The sequence below is a fragment of the Streptomyces litchfieldiae genome, assembly GCF_031845365.1.
GTDB lineage: Bacteria > Actinomycetota > Actinomycetes > Streptomycetales > Streptomycetaceae > Streptomyces > Streptomyces litchfieldiae.
Window position 1 is genome coordinate 266,050 of record NZ_JAVREL010000004.1, and the last position, 24,993, is coordinate 291,042.

20 protein-coding genes and 1 pseudogene are annotated in these 24,993 nt (G+C 72.9%); 13 read left to right on the forward strand and 8 right to left on the reverse strand.

What is annotated here, in order from left to right; translation table 11 throughout:
* Positions 1 to 131: 131 nt before the first annotated feature.
* The 5 genes from iolC (at position 132) to RM590_RS09955 (ending at position 6,405) form a co-directional block, all read left to right on the forward strand.
* The gene (iolC, locus tag RM590_RS09935) at positions 132 to 1,109 is read left to right on the forward strand and encodes a 5-dehydro-2-deoxygluconokinase (RefSeq protein ID WP_311704064.1); all 978 of its coding nucleotides are present in this window, start codon (positions 132 to 134) and stop codon (positions 1,107 to 1,109) included.
* Entirely contained in the window at positions 1,106 to 1,984 is an 879-nt protein-coding gene (locus RM590_RS09940; protein ID WP_311704065.1) for a Cgl0159 family (beta/alpha)8-fold protein, read from the forward strand. The genes iolC and RM590_RS09940 overlap by 4 nt, the downstream gene beginning before the upstream one ends.
* Positions 1,985 to 1,997: 13 nt before the next feature.
* Positions 1,998 to 2,927 (forward strand): 5-deoxy-glucuronate isomerase, encoded by a 930-nt coding sequence (gene iolB, locus RM590_RS09945; RefSeq protein ID WP_311704066.1) that lies wholly within the window; start codon positions 1,998 to 2,000, stop codon positions 2,925 to 2,927.
* Between the two features lie 27 nt (positions 2,928 to 2,954).
* Positions 2,955 to 4,835 (forward strand): 3D-(3,5/4)-trihydroxycyclohexane-1,2-dione acylhydrolase (decyclizing), encoded by a 1,881-nt coding sequence (gene iolD, locus RM590_RS09950; RefSeq protein WP_311704067.1) that lies wholly within the window; start codon positions 2,955 to 2,957, stop codon positions 4,833 to 4,835.
* Between the two features lie 73 nt (positions 4,836 to 4,908).
* A complete protein-coding gene (locus RM590_RS09955; protein WP_311704068.1) occupies positions 4,909 to 6,405 on the forward strand; it encodes a CoA-acylating methylmalonate-semialdehyde dehydrogenase in 1,497 nt (498 codons plus the stop codon).
* A gap of 33 nt (positions 6,406 to 6,438) precedes the next feature.
* On the opposite strand, the gene RM590_RS09960 is transcribed toward RM590_RS09955, so the two are convergent.
* Entirely contained in the window at positions 6,439 to 7,050 is a 612-nt protein-coding gene (locus RM590_RS09960; protein ID WP_311704069.1) for a DedA family protein, read from the reverse strand.
* Between the two features lie 181 nt (positions 7,051 to 7,231).
* Here RM590_RS09960 and RM590_RS09965 point away from each other — a divergent pair, with 181 nt between their 5' ends.
* Positions 7,232 to 7,492 carry a heavy-metal-associated domain-containing protein gene (locus tag RM590_RS09965; protein ID WP_311704070.1) on the forward strand — a complete coding sequence of 87 codons (261 nt, stop codon included), beginning with the start codon at positions 7,232 to 7,234 and terminating at the stop codon, positions 7,490 to 7,492.
* 258 nt (positions 7,493 to 7,750) lie between these two features.
* Here RM590_RS09965 and RM590_RS09970 read toward each other — a convergent pair whose 3' ends face one another.
* Together RM590_RS09970 and recD2 are read right to left on the reverse strand one after the other, a co-directional pair.
* Positions 7,751 to 9,076, reverse strand: coding sequence for a citrate synthase (locus tag RM590_RS09970; protein WP_394813837.1), 1,326 nt, complete (start codon positions 9,074 to 9,076; stop codon positions 7,751 to 7,753).
* Between the two features lie 126 nt (positions 9,077 to 9,202).
* Entirely contained in the window at positions 9,203 to 11,422 is a 2,220-nt protein-coding gene (gene recD2, locus RM590_RS09975) for an SF1B family DNA helicase RecD2 (RefSeq protein WP_311704072.1), read from the reverse strand.
* 332 nt (positions 11,423 to 11,754) lie between these two features.
* On the opposite strand from recD2, the gene RM590_RS09980 reads away from it, so the two are divergent.
* The 7 genes from RM590_RS09980 (at position 11,755) to RM590_RS10010 (ending at position 18,809) form a co-directional block, all read left to right on the forward strand.
* Positions 11,755 to 13,773 (forward strand): PEP/pyruvate-binding domain-containing protein, encoded by a 2,019-nt coding sequence (locus RM590_RS09980; RefSeq protein WP_311704073.1) that lies wholly within the window; start codon positions 11,755 to 11,757, stop codon positions 13,771 to 13,773.
* Entirely contained in the window at positions 13,770 to 14,705 is a 936-nt protein-coding gene (locus tag RM590_RS09985; RefSeq protein ID WP_311704074.1) for a hypothetical protein, read from the forward strand. The genes RM590_RS09980 and RM590_RS09985 overlap by 4 nt, the downstream gene beginning before the upstream one ends.
* Positions 14,706 to 14,777: 72 nt before the next feature.
* Positions 14,778 to 15,683, forward strand: a complete 906-nt coding sequence (gene ehuB, locus RM590_RS09990) for an ectoine/hydroxyectoine ABC transporter substrate-binding protein EhuB (RefSeq protein WP_311704075.1) — start codon at positions 14,778 to 14,780, stop codon at positions 15,681 to 15,683.
* Positions 15,683 to 16,429 (forward strand): ectoine/hydroxyectoine ABC transporter permease subunit EhuC, encoded by a 747-nt coding sequence (gene ehuC / locus RM590_RS09995; RefSeq protein WP_311704076.1) that lies wholly within the window; start codon positions 15,683 to 15,685, stop codon positions 16,427 to 16,429. The genes ehuB and ehuC overlap by 1 nt, the downstream gene beginning before the upstream one ends.
* Complete coding sequence (ehuD, locus tag RM590_RS10000) at positions 16,426 to 17,079, forward strand: ectoine/hydroxyectoine ABC transporter permease subunit EhuD (RefSeq protein WP_311704077.1); 654 nt, start codon at positions 16,426 to 16,428, stop codon at positions 17,077 to 17,079. Before ehuC ends, ehuD begins: the two co-directional genes overlap by 4 nt.
* Complete coding sequence (gene ehuA, locus RM590_RS10005; protein WP_311704078.1) at positions 17,063 to 17,878, forward strand: ectoine/hydroxyectoine ABC transporter ATP-binding protein EhuA; 816 nt, start codon at positions 17,063 to 17,065, stop codon at positions 17,876 to 17,878. The genes ehuD and ehuA overlap by 17 nt, the downstream gene beginning before the upstream one ends.
* A 172-nt stretch (positions 17,879 to 18,050) precedes the next feature.
* A complete protein-coding gene (locus tag RM590_RS10010) occupies positions 18,051 to 18,809 on the forward strand; it encodes an IclR family transcriptional regulator (RefSeq protein WP_311704079.1) in 759 nt (252 codons plus the stop codon).
* Between the two features lie 59 nt (positions 18,810 to 18,868).
* On the opposite strand, the gene RM590_RS10015 is transcribed toward RM590_RS10010, so the two are convergent.
* The 5 genes and pseudogenes from RM590_RS10015 to RM590_RS10035 all read right to left on the reverse strand — a co-directional run bounded on the left by RM590_RS10015 (position 18,869) and on the right by RM590_RS10035 (position 24,930).
* Positions 18,869 to 19,183 carry an antibiotic biosynthesis monooxygenase family protein gene (locus RM590_RS10015; protein ID WP_311704080.1) on the reverse strand — a complete coding sequence of 105 codons (315 nt, stop codon included), beginning with the start codon at positions 19,181 to 19,183 and terminating at the stop codon, positions 18,869 to 18,871.
* Between the two features lie 236 nt (positions 19,184 to 19,419).
* Positions 19,420 to 19,896, reverse strand: coding sequence for an NAD-dependent epimerase/dehydratase family protein (locus RM590_RS10020; protein WP_311704185.1), 477 nt, complete (start codon positions 19,894 to 19,896; stop codon positions 19,420 to 19,422).
* Between the two features lie 61 nt (positions 19,897 to 19,957).
* Positions 19,958 to 20,794 (reverse strand): annotated as a pseudogene (locus RM590_RS10025) (DUF4185 domain-containing protein); the annotation flags it as partial.
* A 100-nt stretch (positions 20,795 to 20,894) separates the two neighbouring features.
* Positions 20,895 to 21,323 (reverse strand): OsmC family protein, encoded by a 429-nt coding sequence (locus RM590_RS10030; protein ID WP_311704081.1) that lies wholly within the window; start codon positions 21,321 to 21,323, stop codon positions 20,895 to 20,897.
* Between the two features lie 490 nt (positions 21,324 to 21,813).
* Entirely contained in the window at positions 21,814 to 24,930 is a 3,117-nt protein-coding gene (locus tag RM590_RS10035) for an AfsR/SARP family transcriptional regulator (RefSeq protein ID WP_311704082.1), read from the reverse strand.
* Positions 24,931 to 24,993: the final 63 nt, after the last annotated feature.

Genomic DNA, 24,993 nt, shown 5'->3' on the forward strand with positions numbered 1-24,993 from the left:
TCGGTGTGAGAGCGGTGTGAGAGCTGGGCCCGATCCTGTCCCGCAGCAAACTCCCGGTCGGCTGAGCATGTCAATAGTTTGTCAGGACAATATATTGACAGGTGCTCCCGCCCGGCCTACACCTGGGTGGTATGGCCGGACCGTTGGACCTCATCACCATGGGACGTATCGGCGTTGACATCTACCCGCTCCAGACCGGCGTACCACTGCCCCGCGTCGAGACGTTCGGCAAGTTCCTCGGCGGCTCCCCCACCAACGTGGCCGTCGCCGCGGCCCGGCTCGGCCGCGCCACGGCCGTCATCACCCGCACCGGGCGCGACCCGTTCGGCGAGTACTGCCATCAGGCGCTGCGCGAGTTCGGCGTGGACGACCGGTGGGTCACGGACGTCGACGCGTACCCCACGCCCGTGACGTTCTGCGAGATCTTCCCGCCGGACGACTTCCCGCTGTACTTCTACCGGCTGCCCAAGGCGCCCGATCTGGTCATCCACCCGCACGAGTTGGACCTGCCGGCCATCACCGCCGCACGGGTGTTCTGGATGACCGGCACCGGGCTGTGCGCCGAGCCCAGCCGCACCGCGACGCTCACCGCGCTGGCCGCGCGCGCCGCCGGCGGCCGGGACGGACAGGTGGCCACCGTCTTCGACCTGGACTGGCGGCCGATGTTCTGGCCCGGCGGCGACCCGGCCGCCGCCCGCCCGTTCTACCGCGCCGCCCTCGCCCACGCCACCGTCGCGGTGGGGAACGTGGCCGAGTGCGGGGTCGCCACCGGCGAGCGGGAGCCGCGCGCCTGCGCCGAGGCGCTGCTCGCCGCCGGGGTGGAGCTGGCCGTGGTCAAGCGGGGCCCGGCGGGCGTGCTGGCGATGCGCCGGGACGGCACCACCACCGAGGTCGAGCCGCACGACGTGGAGGTGGTCAACGGCCTGGGCGCGGGCGACGCGTTCGGCGGCGCGCTGTGCCACGGGCTGCTGGCCGGCTGGCCGCCGGAGCGGCTGACGCGCTTCGCGAACGCGGCCGGCGCGCTGGTCGCGGGCCGGCTCGCCTGCTCCGCCGCGATGCCGTACGCCGCCGAGGTGGACGCGCTGCTGGCCGCCGAGGCGACAGAGTGAACATCCGCGCGGTCGAACTCGCCGCGGTGCGCGCCCGGCACCCCGAGGCGATCGCCGAGGCCGCGGCCCGGCGCGCCCGCCGTCCGCTGCTGGGCGACCGCGGGCGGCTGCTGATCGTCGCCGCCGACCACCCGGCGCGCGGCGCGCTCGCCGTCGGCGGCCACCGGCTCGCCATGGCCGACCGCCTGGACCTGCTGGAACGGCTCACCCTCGCGCTGTCCCGGCCCGGCGTGGACGGGGTGCTGGCCACCGCGGACATCCTGGACGACCTGCTGCTGCTGGGCGCCCTGGAGGAGAAGGTCGTCGTCGGCTCGATGAACCGGGGCGGGCTGGCGGGCGCCGCGTTCGAGCTCGACGACCGGTTCACCGGCCACCGCCCCGAGGACATCGAACGGCTCCGCTTCGACGCCGGCAAGCTGCTGCTGCGCATCGACTACGCCGACACCGGCTCGCTGTCCACCCTGCACGCCACCGCCCGCGCCATCGACGAGATGGCCCGCCGTCAACTGCCCGTCTTCGTCGAGCCGTTCATCTGCCGGAGGGTGGACGGGAAAGTGACCAGCGACCTGAGCGCCGAGGCGGTGGCCACCTCGCTGGCCATAGCGTCCGGGCTCGGCGGCACCTCCGCCTACACCTGGCTGAAGGTGCCGGTCACCGCGGACCCGGCCGCCATGGCCCGGGTGATGGCGGCCTCGACGCTGCCGGCCGTGCTGCTCGGCGGCGAGGTGCGCGGCGACCAGGAGGCCACCTTCGCCAAGTGGCGCGCGGCGCTGCGCCTGCCGACCGTGCAGGGGCTCGTCGTGGGCCGCTCGCTGCTCTACCCCCCGGACGGCGACGTGGCCCGGGCCGTGGACACCGCCGTAGGACTGCTTTAGAGGATGTGACCCGTTGACCAGCCGAACCACGCGCCCCGCCCGAGCGGCGCGCCGTCATCTGCCCGCCGGGTCGGCCGCCGCCGGCCCGTACACCCTGGACATCTCGCCCGCGTCCGCCGGCTGGGGGTTCTCCTCGCTGCGGGTGCTGCCGCTGGCCCCCGGCGGCGAGCACACGTTCGCCACCGGGGACAGCGAGTGGATCGTGCTGCCCCTGGCCGGCTCCTGCGCCGTGGCCGCGGAGGGCGAGACGTTCACCCTGCGCGGCCGGCCGTCCGTCTTCGCCGGGATCAGCGACTTCGCCTACGTGCCGCGCGACGCCGAGGTGACCGTCGCCTCCCGCGGCGGCGGCCGGTTCGCCCTGGCCGGCGCCCGCTGCGGGGACCGCCTGCCCGCCCGGTACGGGCCCGCCGAGCAGGTGCGGGTCGAACTGCGCGGCGCGGGCGCCTGCTCCCGGCAGGTCAACAACTTCGCCGCCGCCGACGCCTTCGAGGCCGGCCGGCTGATCGCGGTCGAGGTCCTCACCCCCGGCGGCAACTGGTCCTCCTACCCGCCGCACAAGCACGACGAGGACCTGCCGGGCGAGGAGTCGCTGCTGGAGGAGATCTACTACTACGAGATCGCCGGCGCCCCGGCCCACCCGGCGGCCGAGGGCGTCGGGTACCAGCGCGTCACGCCGTCCGGGCACGGCACCGGCACCGACGTGCTGGCCGAGGTCCGCACCGGCGACGCGGTGCTCATCCCGGACGGCTGGCACGGCCCGTCCATCGCCGCGCCGGGGCACGACATGTACTACCTCAACGTGATGGCCGGCCCCGGCGCCGACCGCGCCTGGCTGATCAGCGACCACCCCGACCACGCCTGGATCAGAGGCAGTTGGGCGGACCAGCCGACCGACCCCCGGCTGCCGCTGTACGGCGCCCCGCCGGTCGGCCCCCGGCCCTGACAACACTCCATGTCCCAGGAGGGGTTCGTGCACACCACCCACCATCTGACCGTGGCGCAGGCCCTGGTGCGCTTCCTGGCCCGGCAGTACACCGAACGCGACGGGCGGAAGCAGCGCCTCATCGACTCCTGCTGGGGGATCTTCGGGCACGGCAACGTCGCCGGGATCGGCCAGGCGCTGGTCGAGCACGGCACCGGCCCCGACGCCGAACTCCCCTTCCACCAGGGCCGGAACGAGCAGGCCATGGTGCACGCGGCGGTCGGCTTCGCCCGGCAGCGCAACCGGCTCGCCGCCCAGGCCGTCACCACCTCCATCGGCCCGGGCGCCACCAACCTGGTCACCGGCGCCGCGCTCGCCACCATCAACCGGCTGCCGGTGCTGCTGCTGCCGGGCGACACGTTCGCCACCCGGCCCGCCGACCCCGTTCTCCAGCAGCTCGAACACCCGGGCGCGGGCGACATCTCCGTGAACGACACGCTGCGGCCGGTCAGCCGGTGGTTCGACCGGATCACCCGGCCGGAGGCGCTGGTGCCCGCCGCGCTGGGCGCCATGCGGGTGCTCGCCGACCCGGTGGAGACCGGCGCGGTCACCCTCGCGCTGCCGCAGGACGTGCAGGCGGAGGCGTACGACTGGCCGGCCGCGTTCTTCGCGCCGCGCGTGTGGCGCGTGCCGCGGCCCGCGCCGGACGCCGCCGCGCTCGCCGCCGTCGCCGAGGCGGTGCGGGCCGCCGCGCGCCCGCTGCTGATCGCGGGCGGCGGGGTGCACCACAGCGAGGCGGACGACGCGCTGCGCGCGCTGGCCGACGCCACCGGCATCCCGGTGGCCACCACACAGGCGGGCAAGGGCGCGCTGCGCCACGACCACCCCTGCGAGGTCGGCGGGATCGGCCACACCGGCACGGCCGTCGCGAACGAACTGGCCCGCCGCGCCGACCTGGTGATCGGCGTGGGCACCCGCTGGACGGACTTCACCACCGCCTCCGGCACGCTGTTCGCCGAGCCGGGCGTGCGATTCGTCGGCCTCACCATCGCCCCCGCCGACGCGCACAAGATGGGCGCGCTGCCGCTGGTGGCCGACGCCCGCGCCGGTCTGGAGGCGCTGACGGCGGCCCTGGCGGGCCACCGGGTGGACCCGGCGTACGCCGCCGAGTACGCGGCGGGCCGGGAGCGTTGGGCCAAGGTGACCGCCGCCGCGTTCACCCCGCGCGACGACGGTGACCGGCCCACCCAGACCCAGGTGATCGGCGCGCTGGACGCGGTCGTCGGCGACGAGGACATCGTCATCAACGCGGCGGGCTCGCTCCCCGGCGACCTGCACAAGCTGTGGCGGGCCCGGTCGCCGCGCCAGTACCACCTTGAATATGGCTATTCCTGTATGGGGTACGAGATCCCCGCGGCCATCGGCGTCCACTTGGCCGAGCCCGGCCGCCCGGTGTGGGCGCTGGTCGGGGACGGCACCTATCTGATGATGCCGACCGAGCTGGTCACCGCGGTGCAGGAGGGTGCCCCGATCAAGCTGGTACTCGTCCAGAACCACGGCTACGCCTCGATCGGCGGGCTGTCGGAGGCCACCGGCGCCGAACGGTTCGGCACCGCCTACCGGTTCCGGGCGCCGGACGGGTCCTACACCGGCGACCCGCTGCCCGTGGACCTGGCCGCCAACGCCGCCTCGCTGGGCGTCACGGTGCTGCGCGCGGAGACCTGCGGCGAGCTGCGCGCCGCGCTGGCCACCGCGCGCGCGGAAACCGGGCCGGTCTGCGTCTATGTCGAGACCGATCCGGCGACCACCGCTCCGCCCGCCGAGGCGTGGTGGGACGTGCCGGTGGCGGCGACCGCCGCCCGCCCGGCGGCTGCGCGTGCCCGCGCGGATTACGAGCGGCACTCCGCCGCCCGCCGCCGGCACCTGTGAGAGAAGGGGCACCCATGGCAGTGACATCGGCGGCAGCGGCATCAGCGCGGCGGCGGCAGGGGAAGGGACCGGCATGAGGACCATCGGGCACTTCATCGACAACAAGCCCGTGGCGGGCGCCTCCGGCCGGTTCGGCCCGGTGTGGGACCCGGCCACCGGCGAACAGGCCGGCCGCGTCGCGCTGGCCTCGCCGGAGGAGGTGGACCGGGCGGTCGCCGCGGCGGCCGGGGCGGCGCCGGCCTGGCGGACGGCGTCCCTGGCGCGGCGCGCGGCGCTGCTGTTCCGCTACCGCGAACTGCTGGTGGCGCACCGGGCCGAGCTGGCCGGGCTGATCACCGCCGAGCACGGGAAGGTGCACGCGGACGCGCTGGGCGAGGTGGCTCGCGGCCTGGAGATCGTCGAACTGGCCTGCGCCATCCCGGAGAAGCTGAAGGGCGAGCTGTCCACCGAGGTCTCCACCGGGGTGGATGTGGCCTCAATCCGGCAGCCGCTGGGCGTGGTCGCCGGAATCACCCCGTTCAACTTCCCGGCGATGGTGCCGCTGTGGATGTTCCCGGTGGCGGTGGCCTGCGGGAACACGTTTGTGCTCAAGCCCAGCGAGAAGGACCCCTCGGCCGCGCTGAAGCTGGCCGAACTGGCCGCCGAGGCCGGCTTCCCGGACGGCGTGCTGAACGTCGTCAACGGCGACAAGCCGACCGTGGACCGGCTGTTGGCACACCCCGAGGTCACGGCGGTCAGCTTCGTCGGCTCCACGCCGGTGGCCCGCGCGATCCAGCGGGGTGCCGTCGAGCACGGCAAGCGCGTCCAGGCGCTGGGCGGCGCCAAGAACCACATGCTGGTGCTGCCCGACGCCGATCTCGACCTGGCGGCGGACAGCGCGATCAGCGCCGCCTACGGCTCGGCCGGCGAGCGCTGCATGGCCGTCTCGGTGGTCGTGACGGTGGGCGAGGCGACGGGCGACGCGCTGGTGGCGCGGCTGGCCGAGCGCGCGGCCGGGGTGCGGGTGGGCCCGGGCGGCGATCCGGCCTCGGAGATGGGCCCGTTGATCACCGGGGAGCACCGGAACCGGGTCGCGGGCTATGTGCGCGGCGCGGCCGGGCAGGGCGCGGAGGTGGTGGTGGACGGCACCGGGTACACGGTGCCGGGCCATGAGGGGGGCTTCTTCCTGGGCGTCTCGCTGCTGGACCGGGTCACGCCGGAGATGGACGCCTACCGCGACGAGATCTTCGGCCCGGTGCTCTGCGTGGTGCGGGCGGAGACCTACGAGGAGGCGGTGACGCTCATCAACGCCTCGCGCTGGGGCAACGGTTCGGCGGTCTTCACCCGGGACGGCGGCGCGGCGCGGCGTTTCCAACTGGAGGTGGAGGCCGGGATGGTGGGCGTGAACGTGCCGATTCCGGTGCCGGTGGGCTACCACTCCTTCGGCGGCTGGAAGGAGTCGCTGTTCGGCGATCACCACATCTACGGCAACGACGGGGTGCGGTTCTACACGCGCGGGAAGGTGATCACCACGCGCTGGCCGGACCCGGCGGACGGCGGGGTCAACCTCGGGTTCCCGCAGCACCGCTGACGTTCAAGCGGACGTTTCCATCGGAGAGTTCAGTCAAGCCGCCGTCTCGCCGTCCGCGGGTCTTTCGGGGCCGGCGGGCGGCAGCGCGACGGCGGGCGACGGGCGGCGTCCGAGGCGGCTGAGCGCCTGCGCCAGGGCGGCGACCACCAGCGAGACGCCGGAGCCAATGAATATCGAGGACCAGGTGTTGTCCAGCGCGGAGCCGCCCCAGTAGCCGAGGCCGACGCTGTAGGAGGCCCAGACCACCTCGGCTATGCCCGCGCCCAGCAGGTAACGCCGGGCGCCGTAGCGGGCGATGGCGGCGGTGAGTCCGCCGATGAGCCGGCCGCTGGGGATGAACCGCACCCCGATGACGAACGGCAGGCCGTGCGCGTGCATCCGGTCCGCCGTCCAGGTCAGCGCGGCCTTGCGGCGGGTGGTGCGGGACAGCCAGCGCGTGGCCCGGCCCTCGGCCAGCCGGCCGATGCCGTAGACCGCCGCGTCGCCCGCGACGGCGCTGCCGGCGACGACCAACAGGACGAGCACCAGGCTGAGTTCACCGGCCTCGGCGAGCGCCCCGGCGGAGGCGATCAGGGCCGCGTTGGGGACCAGGGGCGGTGCGGTGGTCAGCGCGAGCAAGGCGTACATCCACAGTCCGCCGTCCATGCCGGTATCCATTCGTCTCCGCGGGTCTCCCCGGTGCCCAACCCAACCTGTAAGTCAAAGCTGACACGTTGACGACTCAACCCGAAAGGCCGCCCGAAGCATTCCCGGGAAGGCACCGGGTCTCCCCTAAGGGCCTGCGTTTCGGACCCCCGAGAGACCGGGCTCCATACCCCCAAGGGGTATGATGACGGGAGAGAGCAACCGGCACCACAGAAACGAGGCATGCCCCATGAGCACCACCACGTACAAGGTCTCCGGGATGACCTGCGGCCACTGCGAGGGCGCGGTCCGCGCCGAGATCGGCGCGCTGCCCGGGGTGACCGAGGTGACGGCCGCGGCCGGCACCGGGCTGGTCACGGTCACCGCCGAGGCGCCGCCGGACGACGACGCCGTGCGCGCGGCGGTGGACGAGGCGGGCTACGAACTCATCGGCCGCGCCTGAGCGTTCCGGACACCAAGCAACGGCAGCAAGCCCGGGCAATGACCGCAAGTCCGGGCAGCGGAAAAGCGCCCCGGCGACGGGTCCCCCCACAGGGCCCGGCGCGGGGCGCTTCCTGCCGTCCGCCCAGAGCGTCCCCCCACGGGACCCCGGCCGACGGCCGTCGGCGTGGATCCAGCCGAATCCGCGCCAACGTCGACCGGTTAGACCCGCGACTCCGGCAAAAGTTGCACGCTCTTTGATGTGACCTGCGTCACACTCTCAGCGCTGCTCCACGGGCAGGTAATCACGCTCGACCACGCCGGTGTAGATCTGCCGCGGACGGCCGATGCGCGTGCTCGGGTCGGTGATCATCTCGTGCCACTGGGCGATCCAGCCGGGCAGCCGGCCGAGCGCGAACAGCACGGTGAACATGCTGGTCGGGAAGCCCATGGCCCGGTAGATCAGGCCGGTGTAGAAGTCGACGTTCGGGTAGAGGTTGCGCGAGACGAAGTAGTCGTCGCTCAGGGCGTGTTCCTCCAGACGCAGGGCGATGTCCAGCAGCTCGTCGGACTTGCCCAGCGCGGAGAGGACGTCGTGCGCCGCCGCCTTGATGATCTTCGCCCGGGGGTCGAAGCTCTTGTAGACGCGGTGTCCGAAGCCCATGAGCCGGACGCCCTGCTCCTTGTTCTTCACCTTGCGGATGAAGGCGTCCACGTCGCCGCCCGACGCCTGGATGCCCTCCAGCATCTCCAGCACGGCCGCGTTGGCGCCGCCGTGCAGCGGCCCCCACAGAGCGTTGATACCGGCCGAGATGGAGACGAAGAGGTTGGCCTGGGAGGAGCCGACGATCCGCACGGTGGACGCGGAACAGTTCTGCTCGTGGTCCGCGTGCAGGATGAGCAGCTTGTCCAGCGCGCCGGCGACCACCGGGTCGACGTCGTACTCCGCGGCGGGGACCGAGAAGGTCATCCGCAGGAAGTTCTCCACGTAGCCCAGGTCGTTGCGCGGATAGACGATCGGGTGGCCGATCGCCTTCTTGTAGGCGTAGGCCGCGATGGTCGGGAGCTTGGCCAGCAGCCGGATCGTGGAGATGTGCCGCTGCCGCTCGTCGAACGGGTTGTGGCTGTCCTGGTAGAACGTCGACAGCGCGCTGACCACCGACGTCAGCATCGCCATCGGATGGGCGTCCGTCGGGAAGCCGTCGAAGAAGCGCTTGACGTCCTCGTGCAGGAGCGTGTGCTGGGTGATCTCGTCGCGGAAGCCCGCGAGCTCGTCCACGGTCGGCAGCTCACCGTTGATGAGCAGGTACGCCGTCTCCAGGAACGTGCCGCGCTCCGCGAGCTGTTCGATGGGGTAACCCCGGTAGCGGAGGATGCCCTTCTCGCCGTCGAGGTAGGTAATGGCCGATTTGCACGCGGCGGTGTTGCCGTAACCGGAATCCAGGGTCACCAGACCGGTCTGGGCCCGCAGCTTGCCGATGTCGAAGCCGCGGTCGCCGACCGTGCTCTCCACCAGCCCGTAGCGGTACTCCTCGTCGCCGTACCGCACTACTACTGCATTGTCTGCATTGTCGCCGTAGCGGTTTTCGCTCACGTCATCCCTCACCGACGTTGTGCCTCTTCTTCGAGGTGCCCTGACTCCCTCCACTGTCCCCCATCCGGCGCCAAGATGTGCACTCGGGGTCGACTATTGACCCAAAATCTGGCACGCGGTGCCGCCGAATTCCGTACATCACGGAACTATCGCCCCGGCCAGCCGGGCGTCCAGCGCCGTGCACCGCCGGCCCGCCGAGGCGCTGCGGACCGCCTGACCCAGCGCGCGACGCGAACCGACGAGCACCACAAGGCGCTTGGCACGTGTCACGGCCGTGTACAACAGGTTGCGCTGGAGCATCATCCAGGCACTCATCGTCACGGGAACGACCACGCAGGGATACTCGCTGCCCTGCGAGCGGTGGATGGTGACGGCGTAGGCGTGGGCCAGCTCGTCCAGCTCCGCGAAGTCGTAGGGAACCTCCTCGTCCTCGTCGGTCAGCACGGTCAGCCGCTGATCGTCCAGGTCCAGGCCGGTAACGACGCCGACCGTTCCGTTAAAGACGCCATTGGCGCCCTTCTCATAATTGTTACGGATCTGAGTGACTTTGTCGCCAACACGGAAAACGCGACCGCCGAAGCGCTTCTCCGGCAGCCCGGGCCTGGCCGGGGTGACGGCCTGCTGGAGCAGGCCGTTCAGCACGCCGGCGCCCGCCGGCCCGCGGTGCATCGGAGTGAGCACCTGAATGTCCCGGCGCGGATCGAGACCGAACTTGGCCGGAATACGCCGGGCCGCGACATCGACCGTGAGCTTTCCGGCCTCCTCCGTGTCGTCCTCCACGAAGAGGAAGAAGTCCGACAGACCCGAGGTGAGCGGCGGCGTGCCCGCGTTGATCCGGTGCGCGTTGGTCACCACGCCCGACTGCTGCGCCTGCCGGAAGATCTTGGTCAGCCGCACCGCGGGCACCGGCCCGCCGGGGGCCAGCAGGTCCCGCAGCACCTCGCCCGCGCCCACCGACGGCAACTGGTCCACGTCCCCCACCAGCAGCAGGTGCGCCCCCGGCGGCACGGCCTTGACCAGCTTGTTCGCCAGGAGGAGGTCCAGCATCGACGCCTCGTCCACCACGACCAGATCCGCGTCCAGCGGCCGGTCCCGGTCATAGGCGGCGTCCCCGCCCGGCTTGAGCTCCAGCAGGCGGTGCACGGTGGACGCCTCGGCCCCGGTCAGCTCCGCCAGCCGCTTGGCCGCCCGGCCCGTCGGCGCGGCCAGCAGCACCTTGGCACGCTTGGCCCGCGCCAGCTCCACCACCGACCGCACGGTGAACGACTTCCCGCAGCCCGGCCCGCCGGTCAGCACCGCCACCTTCTCCGTCAGCGCCAGCCGGACCGCCGCCTCCTGCTCCGGAGCGAGCGACGCGCCGGTCCGCCCGGCCAGCCAGGTCAGCGCCTTGTCCCAGTCCACCTCGGTGAACGCCGCCAGCCGGTCCTCCGCGCTGCCCAGCAGCCGGCGCACCTGCCCGGTCAGCGACAGCTCGGCCCGGTGGAACGGCACCAGGTAGACCGCCGTCACCTTCTCCGGTCCGCCCTCCGGGTCGGGCACCGGCTCGCGCACCACGCCCTCCGGCTCCTCGGCCAGCTCGCCCAGGCACTCGATGACCAGCCCGGTGTCCACCTGGAGCAGCTTGACCGCGTCGGAGATCAGCCGCTCCTCGGGCAGATAGCAGTGCCCCTGGTCGGTGGCCTGGGACAGCGCGTACCGCAGCCCGGCCTTGACCCGGTCCGGGCTGTCCTCCGGGATGCCGACCGCGCGCGCGATCCGGTCCGCCGTCAGGAACCCGATGCCCCACACGTCGGCGGCCAGCCGGTAGGGCTGGTTCTTCACGACGGAGATCGAGGCGTCGCCGTACTTCTTGTAGATCCGGACCGCGATGGAGGTGGACACCTCCACCCCCTGGAGGAAGACCATGACCTCCTTGATGGCCTTCTGCTCCTCCCAGGCCGCCGCGATCAGCGCCGTCCGCTTGGGCCCGAGCCCGGGCACGGCGATCAGCTTCTTCGGGTCGTCCTCGATGACGTCCAGCGTCTCGGTCCCGAAGTGGTCCACGATGCGCTCGGCCGTCTTCGGGCCGATGCCCTTGATCAGCCCTGACCCCAGATAGCGGCGGATGCCCTGCACGGTGGCCGGCAGGACGGTGGTGTAGTTCTCCACGGTGAACTGGCGGCCGTAGCTGGGGTGCGAGCCCCAACGGCCCGTCATCCGCAGCGACTCCCCCACCTGCGCGCCGAGCAGCGCGCCGACGACCGTCAGCAACTCCCCGCCGCCGCGCCCGGTGTCCACGCGGGCGACGGTGTAGCCGTTCTCCTCGTTGGCGTAGGTGATGCGTTCGAGGACGCCCTCGACCACCGCGCTCTGTGACATGCCCCGACGGTAGCGCCGGCCACCGACAGCACCGAACGGGCCCGCCCCCGCGGCGACCGGCGCCGGAGAAGTCCGAAGGGCCTGACCCCCCGTCAGGCCCTTCGCTCCCCTCCACCGAGTACGACCCGCGACACAGCGGATTGGTTGCACGACGGTGTGCGTTCAGTCACATGCATATGCATAAGGCCGGTGACGGGCGGCAACCGCCGGGCCGGTCCTGGCCGTAACCCGCCGGTGGATTTTGCGACACATCCCGTTTTGCTGTCAGGTACCCGCGGTTTCCCGGCGTCCTTCTCCAGGGCCGCGGGATCGCGGTATCGCAGGAGGCGACGATGACCATCACCGACATCGAAGTCAACGACGACGGTCCGCACAGCACATTCGCGGGCGTCGCCCTCGCGCTGAACGACCCGCGCGCCGCGCGCGCGGAGCTGACCGGCGGCAAGGCCGCCGCCCTCGCCCGGGCCGCCGCGGCCGGACTGCCCGTGCTGCCCGGCTTCGTGGTGCTGCCGCCGGGCTCCGGCCGGCCCGGCGGCGATCTGCGGGCCGCCTGGCGGGAGTTGAGCGGCGACGGCGCCACGCCGCTGGCCGTCCGCTCGTCCTCGGCCGCCGAGGACACCGCGGAGTCCTCCATGGCCGGCCGGTTCACCACCGTGCTCGACGTGCGCGGCTGGGCCGCGTTCACCGAGGCGCTGCACACCGTGCGGGCCTCCGGCGACGAGTCGATGGCCGTGCTGGTCCAGCCCATGGTCAACTCCCGGGCGGGCGGCGTGCTGTTCGGCGCGGACCCGGTCGCCGGGCGCACCGACCGGATGCTGCTGAGCGCCGTGCCCGGCGGGCCGGACGGCCTCGTCGGCGGCGTCCGGCAGGGCACGGACCTGCGCCTCACCCGGCACGGCCGGCCCGACGGCCGCATACCCGCCGGCCCCGAGCCGCCGTTGCTGTCGCCGGCCGAGCTGCGCCGGCTGGCCGCGCTGGCGCGCCGGGCCCGGCGGGTGTTCGGCGCGCCGCAGGACATCGAGTTCGGCTTCGCCGAACACACCGGCCGGCTCTGGCTGTTCCAGTCCCGGCCCATCACCGCGATGGCGCCCCGCCCACCGCGCGGCGCCCGGCTGCTCGGCCCCGGCCCGGTGGCCGAGACGCTGCCCGGGGTGCTGTGGCCGCTGGAGGAGGACCTGTGGGTGGTGCCCATGGCGCACGGCCTGGCCACCGCCCTCGACCTGGGCGGCGCCGCGTCCCGCCGGACGCTGCGCGCCGTGCCCGTGGTGACCACCGTCGGTGGGCGGGCCGTCGCCGATCTGGCGCTGCTGGGCGCGGGGCCGCCCCGGCGCCGCGTGGCCGCCCTGCTCAACCCGGTGCCGCCGCTGCGTCAACTGGCCGCGGCCTGGCGCGTCGGCCGGCTGCGCGTCGCCCTGCCCGGGCTCGCCACCGCGCTGGCCGCCGAGGTGGACCGGCGGCTCACCGAGGCGCCGCCGCCCGCCGGGCTGACCGGGGCCGAGCTGGTCGCCGCGCTGCGCTGGAGCCGCGCCACGCTGGTCGCGTTGCACGCCCAAGAGGCGCTGGCCGGCGCCCTGTTGCCGCCGGAGAGCCGGTCGGGCGCGGCGGTCGCGCTGGCGGCGCTGCACCACGGCCGGGCCGAGGGGCTGACCGACGACGAGGTGGTGGCCGCCCGGCCCGAGGTGCTGGCACTGGTGCCGCCGAGCCTGACCGGCCCCCGGCGGCTGCCGGCCGACGCCGCACCCGGCACGGGTGCGGGCCCCGGCGCGCTGGGCCCGCGCGAGGCGCTGCGGCTGCGGGTGCGCTGGGTGCAGGAGTTCCAGGTGGCACTGGTCGCCGAGGTGGCCGCGCGGCGCGGCGGCCCGGAGCGGGTGGCGCTGCTGCGCTGGCCGGAGCTGATCGCCGTCGCGGAGGGCGGGCCGCTGCCGGCCGACCTGGGGCGGCGGCGGCCGCCCGCCGAGGGGCCCCCGCTGCCGGACGCGTTCCGGCTGGCCGAGGGCGGCGTGGTCGTCGCCCGGGGCGGCCACGCGGCGGGCGCCGCGCAGGGCGTCTCCGGCGGCCAGGTGTCCGGCACCGCCTGGGACGGCACCGGGGAGCCGCCCGCCGACGCCGTGCTCGTCGTCCGCCATCTCGACCCGGCGCTCGCCCCGCTGCTGCCCGCGCTGACCGGGCTGGTCGCCCAGACCGGCAGCCCGCTGTCCCATCTCGCCGTGCTGGCCCGGGAGGCGCGGCTCGCGGTGGTGACCGGCGCCGCGGACGCCTGCGACCGTTTCCCGCCGGGCACGCCGCTGCTGGTCGACGGCGCCACCGGCGAGGTCGCCGTCCGCGCGGAGGCCGGGGAGGTGCGGCCATGAGGTCCGCACGGCTGGCCGCGTACCTCTTCGGCGGCGCCGCCGCGCTGGGCGCCGCGGCCTATCTGGTCATCTACCTGTACCGCTGGCAGTGGCAGCGGACGATCATGAGCGGCGTGCTGCTCCTGATCGTCGAGGTGCTGCTGCTCGGCCTGGCCGTGCTGGACCGCGTCGGGCGGCTGGAGCGCCGCCTGGCCGAGGGCGACCGGCGCCAGGAGGAGATCCTGGAGCAGCTTCGCGCGGCCGAGCGCGACCAGCGCCCGGGGCCAGGCGGCCCGCGTTTCGCCTGGCTGACCCGGGACCTGGACCGCGACCGGGGCCGCACGTTCGTCTTCGTCCCGGTCCTGATGGTCGCGGGCGTGGCGCTGTCCGGGCTGGCCTGGGTGGTGGAACGCATCGCCCGCGTCACGGTCACCCCGGCCGGCCGCCGCCGGCTCGCCGGCCGGCTGGCGCCGCTCGCCGCCCCGCCGGGCGGCCCCTCGGCCGCCGTGCCCGACCTGCCGGCGCGGCCGGCGGTGGGCGGCGGGCCGCGCGGCGGCCGGGCGGCGCGCGCCGGCGCACTGGTGGTGGCCGCGGCGCTGTGCGCCGGGCTGTTCGCCGGGCTGTCCGCGCTGACCGAGACGGAGCCGCCACGGCGCGGCGACGAGACCGCGACCTCGCTCCTGTTCACGGTCGACGGCAACGGGATCGGCGCCACCCGCGCCGCGCTGGCCGCCGAGCAGGTGTGGGAGCGCTGCCGGGACGCCACGTCCCTGGCGCTGCTCCAGGCCGGGCTGACGCCGCTGGACGACGGCCTGTACGCGGCGGTCATCCATCCGTCACTGAGCGATCACGACGAGCTGCGGCTGCGCGGCTGTCTGGAGGACGCCGGCATCGACCGTGTCCAATTGCACATCCTCGGCACCGGCTCCATCAACGCGGCTGATTCGCGTTAGGTGGCGCCGGCCCGCCGGCGGATGCCGTGAAGGACCCGCATACATCGGATGAGTCTGGGTAGCCGCGCGCCCATGGCTCCACCAGAGAGAGAAAATTCGACATACACACGAAGAGCGGGAGGGATCAGCCGCCGGTCGCTCCTGGCCGGGGCTGCGGCTCTTGGCGCGCTCGGCGCGGCCGGATGCAGCAGGGTCGCGGCCGAGGGCAAGGTGGAAGGCGGCGATCTGCTGGAGCGGCTGCGGGACAGCGGCAGCGTGAAGATCGGCATCGCGAACGAGCCCCCCTTCGGCTTCATCAACGACGACGGCGAGCCCACGGGCGAGGCGCCCGAAATCGCCAAGGTGATCTTCAAGCGGCTGGGTGTGGATGATGTCACTCCGGTTCCGGTCGATTTCAGCGCGCTGATTCCGGGGCTCAAGGCCCGGCAGTTCGACGTGGTGTCCGCCGGAATGTTCATCAACCCCACCCGGTGCGCCCAGGTGCTGTTCGCCGACCCCGACTACCTGATGCAGGACGCGTTCATCGTGCCCAAGGGCAACCCGAACAACATCCAGAACTACGAGGACGTGGCCGCGCAGGGCCTGCGGCTGGCCACCGGCCAGGCGTACGCGGAGATCGAGTACGCCGAGGCCGCGGGCATCGACAACCTGCTGATCCTCCCCGACCAGGTGGCCGGCCTCGAAGCCGTCGCACAGGGCCGGGCGGACGCGTTCGCCGGGACGAATGTCACGGTCAAGGGCGCCGTCGAGGGCAGCGGCCGCGTCGAGGCCACCGAGCCGTTCCAGCCGATGCTGGACGGCGAACCGGCCTATGGCGCGGGCGGCTTCGCGTTCCGGCTCACGGAGCGGAACCTGCGGGACGCGTTCAACGAGGAACTGCACCGCCTCAAGGACAGCGGGGAACTCCTGGACATCGTCGCTCCCTTCGGTTTCACCGAAGCGGAGATGACGGACCTGACGGCCGAGGAGCTTTGCTGATGATGACCGAGGGAATGTTCAGCAATTACTTCCTGCCGGGCATCTGGATCACCATTCAGGTCACCGTGTTCAGCGCGCTGCTCGGCGTGGTCGTGGCGTTCGTCATCGGAACGCTGCGCACCTCGCGGCTGTGGATCGTCCGCTTTCTCTCGGGCGTCTACTTCGAGCTCTTCCGGGGCATGTCGTCGCTGGTCCTGATGTTCTGGCTGGTGTTCTCGGTGCCGCTCATCCTGCAATGGCAGTTCGTGCCGATGTACGCGGGTGTGCTGGCGCTGGGCCTCACCTATGGCGCCTATGGTTCGGAGGTCGTGCGCGGCGCGCTGGCCGCGGTGCCGCCCGCCCAGCGCGAGGCGGGGATCGCACTGGGCTTCACCCGCTTCCAGCGACTGCGGCGGATCGAGATCCCACAGGCGTGGCCCGAGATGGTGCCGCCGTTCAACAACCTGCTGATCGAGCTGCTCAAGGGCACCGCGCTGGTGTCCACCATCACCGTCGCGGACATGACCTACGCCGGCAACCTCGTCCGCATCGGCAGCAACGAGAGCGCCCCGATCTACACGCTGCTGCTGGTCCTGTACTTCGTCTTCGCGTTCATCCTCACCCGCGGCATGCGCGTGCTGGAACGGCACGCCAAGGCGGGCGTCGGCCAGGCGCCGCCGCGCAAGGGGCTGTGGTCGCGGCTGTCGCTGCGCGAGAGCGCCGGTGAGGGCTCGGGGGCGCTGACCGCGGGAGGTGCGGCCCGGTGAACTGGGACTGGAACGTCGTCGACGACTTCATGCCGCGCTTCTGGGACGGGGTGGTCGTCACCCTCCAGGCACTGGCGCTCGGCAGCCTGATCGCCTTCACCCTGGGCCTGGTCTGGGCCATCGCGCAGCGCTCCCGCTACGCGGTGATCCGCTGGCCGGTGAACGCGATCACCGAGTTCATCCGCAACACCCCGTTGCTGGTGCAGCTCTTCTTCCTCTACTACGTGGTGCCCGAGTGGGGTCCGTCGATGTCGTCGCTGACGACCGGCATCATCGGGCTCGGCCTGCACTACTCGACGTACACCGCCGAGGTGTACCGGGCCGGAATCGGCGGCGTGCCGGCCGGCCAGTGGGAGGCGGCCACCGCGCTGAGCCTGCCCCGCACCCGGACCTGGACCGCGGTGATCCTGCCGCAGGCCGTCCGCCGGGTGGTCCCCGCCCTGGGGAACTACGTCATCGCGATGCTGAAGGACTCCCCGATGATCGCCATCATCGGGGCACTGGAGATGTTCGGAGAGGCCGAGGGCTTCAGCAACGAGACGTTCACCACCGAGGCGTACACGATCGTCGGCCTCGCCTTCATCGTCATCGCCTACCCGGCCTCACTGCTGATTCGCCTTCTGGAGCGTCGTCTTGCCCTCACCAGCTGATACCCCGAGAGACACCCCCGCGACCCGGGCCAACGGCTCGGAACTGGTCCGCTTCGACAAGGTCACCAAGCGCTTCGGCGGCGTGACCGTCCTGGACCAGCTCGACTTCTCCGTCTCCACGGGGAAGCACGTCACCCTGATCGGCCCGTCCGGATCGGGCAAGACCACGATCCTGCGGCTGCTGATGACCCTGGTGCGGCCCGACGAGGGCACCATCAAGGTGGACGGCGACTACCTCACGCACGAGGAGCGCGGCGGCAAGCTGGTCAAGGCCGGCGAGAAGCACGTCCGCGAGGTCCGCAAGAAGATCGGCATGGTCTTCCAGCAGTTCAACCTCTTCCCCAACATGAAGGTGCTGCGCAACGTCACCGAGGCGCCCGTGCACGTGCTGGGGATGCCGAAGGACGAGGCGGAGCAGCGGGCCCGGGAGCTGATCGAACTCGTGGGGCTGTCCGAGCACTTGGACAAGTACCCCAGCCAGCTCTCCGGCGGCCAGCAGCAACGGGTCGCCATCGCCCGCGCGTTGGCCATGCGCCCGCAGGTGCTGCTGCTGGACGAGGTGACCTCCGCGCTGGACCCGGAGCTGGTCGCCGGGGTGCTGGACGTGCTGCGCGACATCGCGCACACCACGGACATCACCATGCTGGTGGTCACCCACGAGATGTCCTTCGCGCGCGACATCTCCGATGCCGTGCTGATGTTCGACCAGGGAAAGATCGTGGAATCCGGGACGCCGGACAAGATGTTCAGCGAGCCCGAGCACGATCGCACCCGCGAGTTCCTGAGCACGGTGCTCTGAGCCGGTGCCCCTCTTCGGGGACGCCGGGGCAGCCGGGGCCGCGCGCCGCTTCCGGCGCGCGGCCCCGGCGCGTTCCGCGTCGATTCACACCAACCGCTACGCCCGGACGGCCGTTCGTCGCTAGGCTGATGACCATCCGCTCCCGCGAGGACGCGAGCAGGAGGAGGACCAAGTGGCGACCACGTCCGGACGGACCGCCCCGTTCCAGTCCGCACGCCAGGCCCTGCGGCTGCTGGAGGCGATCGCCGGCCATCCCGACGGGCTGACCGAGGAGGAGCTGGCGCGCCGCGCGGGCCTGCCGCCCGTGCTGCTGCCGCCCCTGCTGAAGATGCTGTGCCGCGACGGCTACCTCAGGCGGCTGTCCGACGGCGGCTACGCGGCCGGCGAGACGCTGATCCTGCTCGGCGCGGGCGGCGACCGGCGCGCGATCCGGCAGGAGAAGCTCCAGCAGGCGCTCGACGCGCTGCGCGATTCCCTGGGCGCCGCCGTCTATCTGGCCCGGTACACCGACGGCGAGCTGGAGGTGGCGCTCACCTCCGACACCCCGCAGACGCCGCAGGTCAACGAGTGGGTGGACTTCCGTTCCGCCGCGCATGCCACCGCGATCGGCAAGTGCCTGCTCAGCCAGCTCGACCACGAGGGGCGGCAGGACCACCTCTCCCGGCACAAGGCCGCCCGGCTCACCTCCCGCACCATCACCGACCAGCGGGCGCTGCTCAGCGCGCTGGACCGGCAGCCGCCCACCATGCCGGTGCTGGATCTCCAGGAGTACGCGGTCGGCACGCTGTGCGCGGCGGTCCCGCTGACGGCCGGCGCGTCCGTCGGCTGCCTGGCGCTGTCGCTCCCGGTCGGCCAGGCGCACCGGCTGCGCCGCGCGGCCGAGGCGCTGAACCGCCAGGCCGCGCCGACGCTGCTGTCCCTGTCGCTGTGAAGTGCCGTCGTTGTAAGTGTCGTCGTTGTGCAGTGTCGTCGTTGTGAGGGGCCCCCGGCTCAGCCGGCCTTGGGGCCGGCCTGCTGGACCACCTCGAACGACCACAGCGTGGCCCCGGACGCCGCGGGCCGCCCGCCGCCGCCCTGATGTGCCTCGCGCATGGGCCCGTTCAGCCAGTTCTGGAAGTCCTCCTCGCTGCGCCAGCGCGTGTACACGAGATAGGTGTCGGTGCCCTCGACCGGCCGCAGCAGCTCGAACCACTCGAAGCCGTCCTGGCTCTCCACCACCCCGGCCCGCGCGCTGAAGCGCTTCTCCAGGGTCTCCCGCTGCTCCTCGGGAACGGTCAGCACGTTGATCTTCACGACGCTCGCCATGCGGCCCATCGTAGGTCCCCGGCCGGGCGGGCCGGGGGCGCTGGGTCACTCACCGCCGAAGCCCGTCGCCCAGGTCGGCCGCCCGGGGCGCCAACCCCGTTCCCGGGCCAGCGCGTTGACCGCCCCGCGCGCCCAGGCCGGGCCGCCCGCGCCGGGCGCGGGGGCGGGCACCCCCAGCGCCTTCGCCAGGACCGGCAGCCAGTCGCGGGCCCGCGCGGGCTCGTCGTCCACGATGTTCACCGGGCCGGACGGCCAGTCCAGGGCGGCGACGGCGGCGCTCGCCGCGTCGTCGACGTGGAGGAACGAGCTGACCGCGTCGTTCGCCTCGACGCTCCCCAGGAAACGCGCCGCCGGATCGCCGGCCAGCGCAGCAGCACCGCCGTGCCGAGCTCGGCCGCGGTCTCCTCCAGCGCCCGCACCCCGTCGACCACTCGGGACCGGGGATGCGCCGCGCCGGTGTCGAGCGGCACAGTCTCGTCGGCCGGGCCGTCCCCGGGGGCGTAGGCCCAACTGATGGACGCCGCCACGATCCGGGCCACGCCCGCCGCCCGCGCCGCGTCCACCAGGTGGCGGGTGCCCTCGTGGCGCAGCCGGTTGTTGGCGGCGCCGTCCGCGTGCCCGAGGTCGGTGAGCTGGTGGATGACCGCGTCCGGCGCCGTCTCGGCCATGGCCCGGCGCAGCCCGGCCGCGTCGCACGCGTCGACCCGGATCAGGGTGGCGCGGTGGGCGGTAGAGGTTGGAGGTGGGAGTGTCCATGACGATGCCGTCGATGCGGTAGTCGCCCTCGTTGAACCAGGTCAGGATCCACTTGCCGCCCAGCGGCCGCAGGCACAGCTCGCCGAAGCGGCCCTCCAGGATCGGGGTGGGCGGGTTGCCCCAGGCCCAGACCCCCTCTCGCCAGCCCCAGGGCTCGTACGCGGCGAGGTCGGTGATGCGGTCGGAGCGGACGCGGTGCAGGATGATCGGCTTGTCCCGCTGGAAGCCGGTCGAACAGACGTACACGAAGCCGTCGTTGCCCTCGCCCCAGGTCAGCAACTGGAACATCCCGCCGTGCAGGTCGGAGGGGAACTTCGCGCCGGTGTGCTGCCAGGTCGCGCCCGAGTCGGTGGACCGCCAGATCTCGGTCCAGACGACGTTCCCCAGGCCCTTGTTGACCATGACGTGCAGATAGATGGTGTTGCCGATGGTGATCACGTCGGACGGCAGCACCGTGGAGAAGACCGGGTTGTCGTGCTCGTAGTACCAGAACTGCTCGGCGGCGGCGCCGCCCACCGCCCCGGACCACGTCACGCCCGCGTTCAGATCGGTCGTGGTCGAGTACAGCCCCACCGGCGAACGCCACCGGCCCGGCCCGACGGCAGCGCCCTCGAAGGTGTCGCCGAACACGAACAGCAGCCGGCCGTCCGGCGTCCGGACGGGAATGCCGAGGTCCGTGGCCTCCATGCGGAAACGCGTGGTCAGCCCAGGACCGGTGAGGTCACGGATCTTGTTCACCTGAAGCGCGGCGGCCGACGCGTCCCGGCCGGTGCCGAGCGCCAGTCCGCCGCCGAGGGCGGCCCCGGCCGTCCCCCTGAGAAACGCCGAGCGAGTCATCGCCTTGCCTGTGCCCATGCGCACCAGCACAGTGGAGCCGCGCCCGGAGGGTCAACAACTTTCGGCCACCGGTTGAACGTCCCGGCCCCGCCGCCGGACGGGGCCGGAACGCGCGCCGTCAGGCGAGGAGCTCGGCCTCGAGGGTGATCGGGGCACCGGCCAGCGCCTTGCTCACCGGGCAGTTCTCCTTGGCGTTCTGCGCCGCCGTCTGGAAGTCCTCGGCGGACAGCCCCGGCACCCGCGCCTTGACGCTGAGCACGATGCCGGTGATGCCCTGCCCCGGCTGGAAGGTGACGCTGGCCTGGGTCTGCACCGTCTCCGGCGGCGTGCCGGCACCGGCGAGCCCGTGCGAGAGGGCCATCGAGAAGCAGGAGGAGTGCGCGGCGGCGATGAGCTCCTCCGGGCTGGTCCGCCCGTTCGGCTCCTCGGCCCGGGAGGGCCAGCTCACGTCGAACTTCCCAACCCCGGACGAGTCCAGGGAAACGGTGCCGGCGCCCTCCATCAGGGAGCCTTCCCAGTTCGTCGTCGCGATGCGTGTGGTTGCCATGGTCGATCCTCCTGGAGGAACCGGAGAAGCAGGTCACGAATGGGTGGTACGGGTACACGCTATCGCTGCCGCCCCCCGCCCGGGGCACCACCCGCCCCCGGCCCTCGGGGCATTGACGTGCCGCAACCGTTTCTTCAGGGGGACTTCAGCGCGCCGTTGGCCGGCGTCGCCCAGCGGCGGGCACAGACTGGCGGCATATGCCAAAGCCCCATGCACGGCAGGACATATGTGCCATAACCCCGAACTGGGGGCGCGAGGCGTCCCCCGCGCGCCCCAGTGGCACACCGGGGCCCCAAGATCCAACTACACTCGCCACTCCGTTACACCAGGCAATTTGTAGTAACAGGAGACGCCGTGCTCACGCACCACCGCATCACCACCCCGGTCCCCCACTTCTCCCGCTCGAACGCCGGCCAGCACGTGGCGGCGCAGGACAGCCAGCGGATCTGGATGTGGATAATCGGGCGGTGATGAACCGCCGGCCCGGCTCTCAGGACACGTCCACCGCCGGGCCGGCGAGCCGTCGTTCCACGGCCGCCGCCTCCTCGGTGGCGCCCAGCCGCCGGTAGAGGTCCAAGGCGCGCAGTCCGTGGTCCCGGGCCGCGTCCGCGCCGCGGATGCGCAGCAGCACTTGGTGCACCCCGTCCAGGGCGCGTGCCCGCCCGTCCGTCACGTTGATCCGCTCGGCGATCTCCAGCGCCTCCTGATACGCGTCGAGAGCGGCGCCGTAACGCCCCGCGGCCTGCTGCCACGCGGCGATGCCGAGGAGCGCCCGCTGGGTCTCGAACCCGTTCCCGATGCGCCGGGCGATGTCCAGGGCCGTGGTGAAGTGCGTCAGCGCCTCGGCGGCCTGCCCGGACTCCTGCAGCGCCCGCCCTATGTTGATGTGGGCATCGGCCGTGCTGAGCGCCTCCTGCCGGTCCGAGCTGTAACCCTCCAGCGCACGGCGGTAGTAGGTGAACGCCTCGGCCGTCCGGCCGGTCGCCCGGTAGACGTTCGCCATGTTGTTGTGGACGTTCGCCACCTCACGGCGCGACCCCACCCGCTCGGCCAGCACCCGGGCCTCGACCAGGTACCCCAGGGCCTCGTCGTAGCGCTTGGCCAGGTAGCACGCCTCGGAGAGGTTGTTCAGGGCCCGCATCTCGCCGTGCGCGTTTCCGATCCGGCGCTGGAGCGCCAGCACTTCGCGGCACTGCCGGAAGGCGCCGTCCAGGTCCCCGGCGTAACCGAGCGACACCGCCCGGAGGTTCAGCACCTCGGCCTCGCCATGGCGGTCGCCGACCAGCCGGTACAGCGGCAGCGCGCGGTTCAGGTACTCGTGCGTCCGGTCGTGCCGGCCCGCCGCCAACTGAGCCCGGGCCAGTTGCACATGGGCGTCCGCCTCGGTGTGCCGGTCGCCGTTGCGGATGGCGATGGGGACCGCCCGCCACGCCGAACGGGCCGCCTCGGAGTGGTTCTCCTCGCACAGGATCGTGGCGCGTTCCACCAGGTTGCGGGCCACCGCGGAGGAGTCGCCGCGCGCGGTCAGCACCGCGATGGCGGCGCTGAAGAGTTCGGCGCCGATGTGCCGGGCGCCCCAGGTGAGGAAGGCGCGGGCGAGGAAGTGCGGGAAGAGCGCGGCGTGGTCCGGCGAGACCTCGACGGCCAGCCTCGCGACGGCCAGCAGGTTGGACTTCTCCCGGTCCAGCCAGTCCGCGGCGTCGTCCGCGCCTCGGAAGCCGCCCGAGTCGCCGTACCGGCACTCGGGGCCCACTTCCAGGCGTCGCCGCGCCGGGTGGCGGATCCGGTCCGCCTCCTCGGCACGGGTGAGGTAGTGGCTCAGCAGCCGCCGGGTGGCCGTCGCCCGCGTGGCGGCGGTGTCCTCCTCCCGGCCGAGCCGCTGGGCGAAGCCGCGGACGAGGTCGTGGAAGCTGTACCGGCCCCGGAGTCGCTCGGTGAGCAGATGCCAGTCGAGCAGTTCCTCGATCGCCGCGGAGATCCCACGCTCCTCGGCCATGAGCGCACCGACCGCCAGCCGGTCGAGATCGGGGCCGGGATGCAGGGCCAGGCGCCGGAAGAGCCGCCGCGCGGGTTCGCCGAGTTCCCGGTAGGACAGTGAGAAAACGCCGGCGTTGGCGCCGTCCTCGCCCAACGGTTCGCCGCTGTCGGCCAGTTGGTCCGCCAGATCGGTCAGCGTCCAGGCGTCCCGGTGGCGGAACCGGGAGGCGGTCAGCCGCAGCATCATCGGCTGGCGGTGGCACAGGCCGACCACGCGGCTCAGGTCGCCCGGGTCCAGGGGCCGCTCGTCGCCCGCGATCCGCGCGAACAGGCCGGCGGCTTCCGACTCGGACAGCGCGCCCAGGGAGACGAAGCGCGCGCCCTCCAGCCGCGCCAGCCTGCGTCTGCTGGTGACGATGGCCCCGGACGCCGGCGAAGCCGGGATCAGCGGGCGTACCTGCTCGGCGTCGCGCGCGTCGTCGAGGACGAGCAGCAGGCTGCGGTCGGCGGTCCAGCTCCGCCACACCGACATCCAGTCCGAGAGGTCTCTCGGCACTTGGGTCAGCGGGATCCCGGCGTCCATCGCGAGTGTCGCCAGCAGGTCCATGGGGCTGCGCGGCTGCTGGTCGTGGGCGCGGAGCTGCACGAAGTACACGCCGTGCGGAAAGCGGTCGCGCAGCGCGTGGGCGGCGCGGACCGCCAGCGCCGTCTTGCCCATGCCGCCCAGGCCGTGCACGACCGTGACCGGGGACACCGGCTGCGCGCCGTCGCCCAGGGTGAGCAGCTCGCGCAACTCGGCCTCGCGCCCCGTGAAGTCGGGGGTGTCGCGGGGCAGGGTGCACGGGGCACCGACCGGTCGCCCGGGGTCCGCCGGCAGCAGGAGCGAGGGGTCCTCGGCCAACATCCGCTGGTGCAGTCTCTCCAGGGCGGCGCCCGGCGGCTGGCCGGTCTCCTCGGCGAGCCGCTGCCGCAGCGCGCGGTACGCGGCGAGCGCCGCGCTGGCCCGGCCGCTGCGGTGGAGCGCGAGCATCAGCAGCTCCACGAAGTTCTCGGCAAGGAGGTCGGTGGCCACCAGTTCCCGCAGCTCGCCGGTCAGGTCGGCGTGCCGGCCCAGGTCGAGCTCCAGCCGGATCCGTTCCACGCGCATCCCGCGCAGTTCCTCGGTGAGCCGCTCGCGCTGCGCGCAGGCCCAGTCGGCGGTGAAGCCCGCCAGCGGCTCGCCCCGGAACAACGCCTCCGCCTCCCGGAACAGTTCGACGGCGCGTTTCTCCTGGCCGTCGGCCACCGCCGCCCGGGCCCGGCCCCGCAGGTGGCGGAAGCGCAGGAAGTCGACCGCCTCGGGGGCGTCGACGCGCAGGTGGTACTGGCCGGGTCCGGGGCGCTCGATGTCCGCCCACCCGCCCACCACCCCGCGCAGCCGCTTGCGCAGTCGCGAGACGTGGCTGCGCAGGGAGTTCACCGCCTCCGGTGGCGGGGTGCCGTTCCAGACCTTGTCGACCAGTTCCTCGACCGACACCGGCCGGCCCTCGGCGCACAGCAGCACGGCCAGTACCGCTCGCTGCCTGGCCGAGGTGAGTTCACAGCGTTGCCCCTCGTGTGACACGTCCAGGGGCCCCAGTACACGGAACACCAGCATCCCCCCGCTGGTTCGCGCTCGTCGGCTGACGATTGCCCGTTCACCGTCAAGTCTCGA

Bases quoted from the DNA above. Each gene is read 5' to 3' on its own strand.
- iolC (WP_311704064.1), top strand. From the start codon at position 132: ATGGCCGGACCGTTGGACCTCATCACCATGGGACGTATCGGCGTTGAC.
- RM590_RS09955 (WP_311704068.1), top strand. From the start codon at position 4,909: ATGAGGACCATCGGGCACTTCATCGACAACAAGCCCGTGGCGGGCGCC.
- RM590_RS09960 (WP_311704069.1), bottom strand. From the start codon at position 7,050: ATGGACGGCGGACTGTGGATGTACGCCTTGCTCGCGCTGACCACCGCA.
- RM590_RS09965 (WP_311704070.1), top strand. From the start codon at position 7,232: ATGATGACGGGAGAGAGCAACCGGCACCACAGAAACGAGGCATGCCCC.
- recD2 (WP_311704072.1), bottom strand. From the start codon at position 11,422: ATGTCACAGAGCGCGGTGGTCGAGGGCGTCCTCGAACGCATCACCTAC.
- RM590_RS09980 (WP_311704073.1), top strand. From the start codon at position 11,755: ATGACCATCACCGACATCGAAGTCAACGACGACGGTCCGCACAGCACA.
- RM590_RS09985 (WP_311704074.1), top strand. From the start codon at position 13,770: ATGAGGTCCGCACGGCTGGCCGCGTACCTCTTCGGCGGCGCCGCCGCG.
- ehuB (WP_311704075.1), top strand. From the start codon at position 14,778: ATGGCTCCACCAGAGAGAGAAAATTCGACATACACACGAAGAGCGGGA.
- ehuC (WP_311704076.1), top strand. From the start codon at position 15,683: ATGATGACCGAGGGAATGTTCAGCAATTACTTCCTGCCGGGCATCTGG.
- RM590_RS10015 (WP_311704080.1), bottom strand. From the start codon at position 19,183: ATGGCGAGCGTCGTGAAGATCAACGTGCTGACCGTTCCCGAGGAGCAG.
- RM590_RS10030 (WP_311704081.1), bottom strand. From the start codon at position 21,323: ATGGCAACCACACGCATCGCGACGACGAACTGGGAAGGCTCCCTGATG.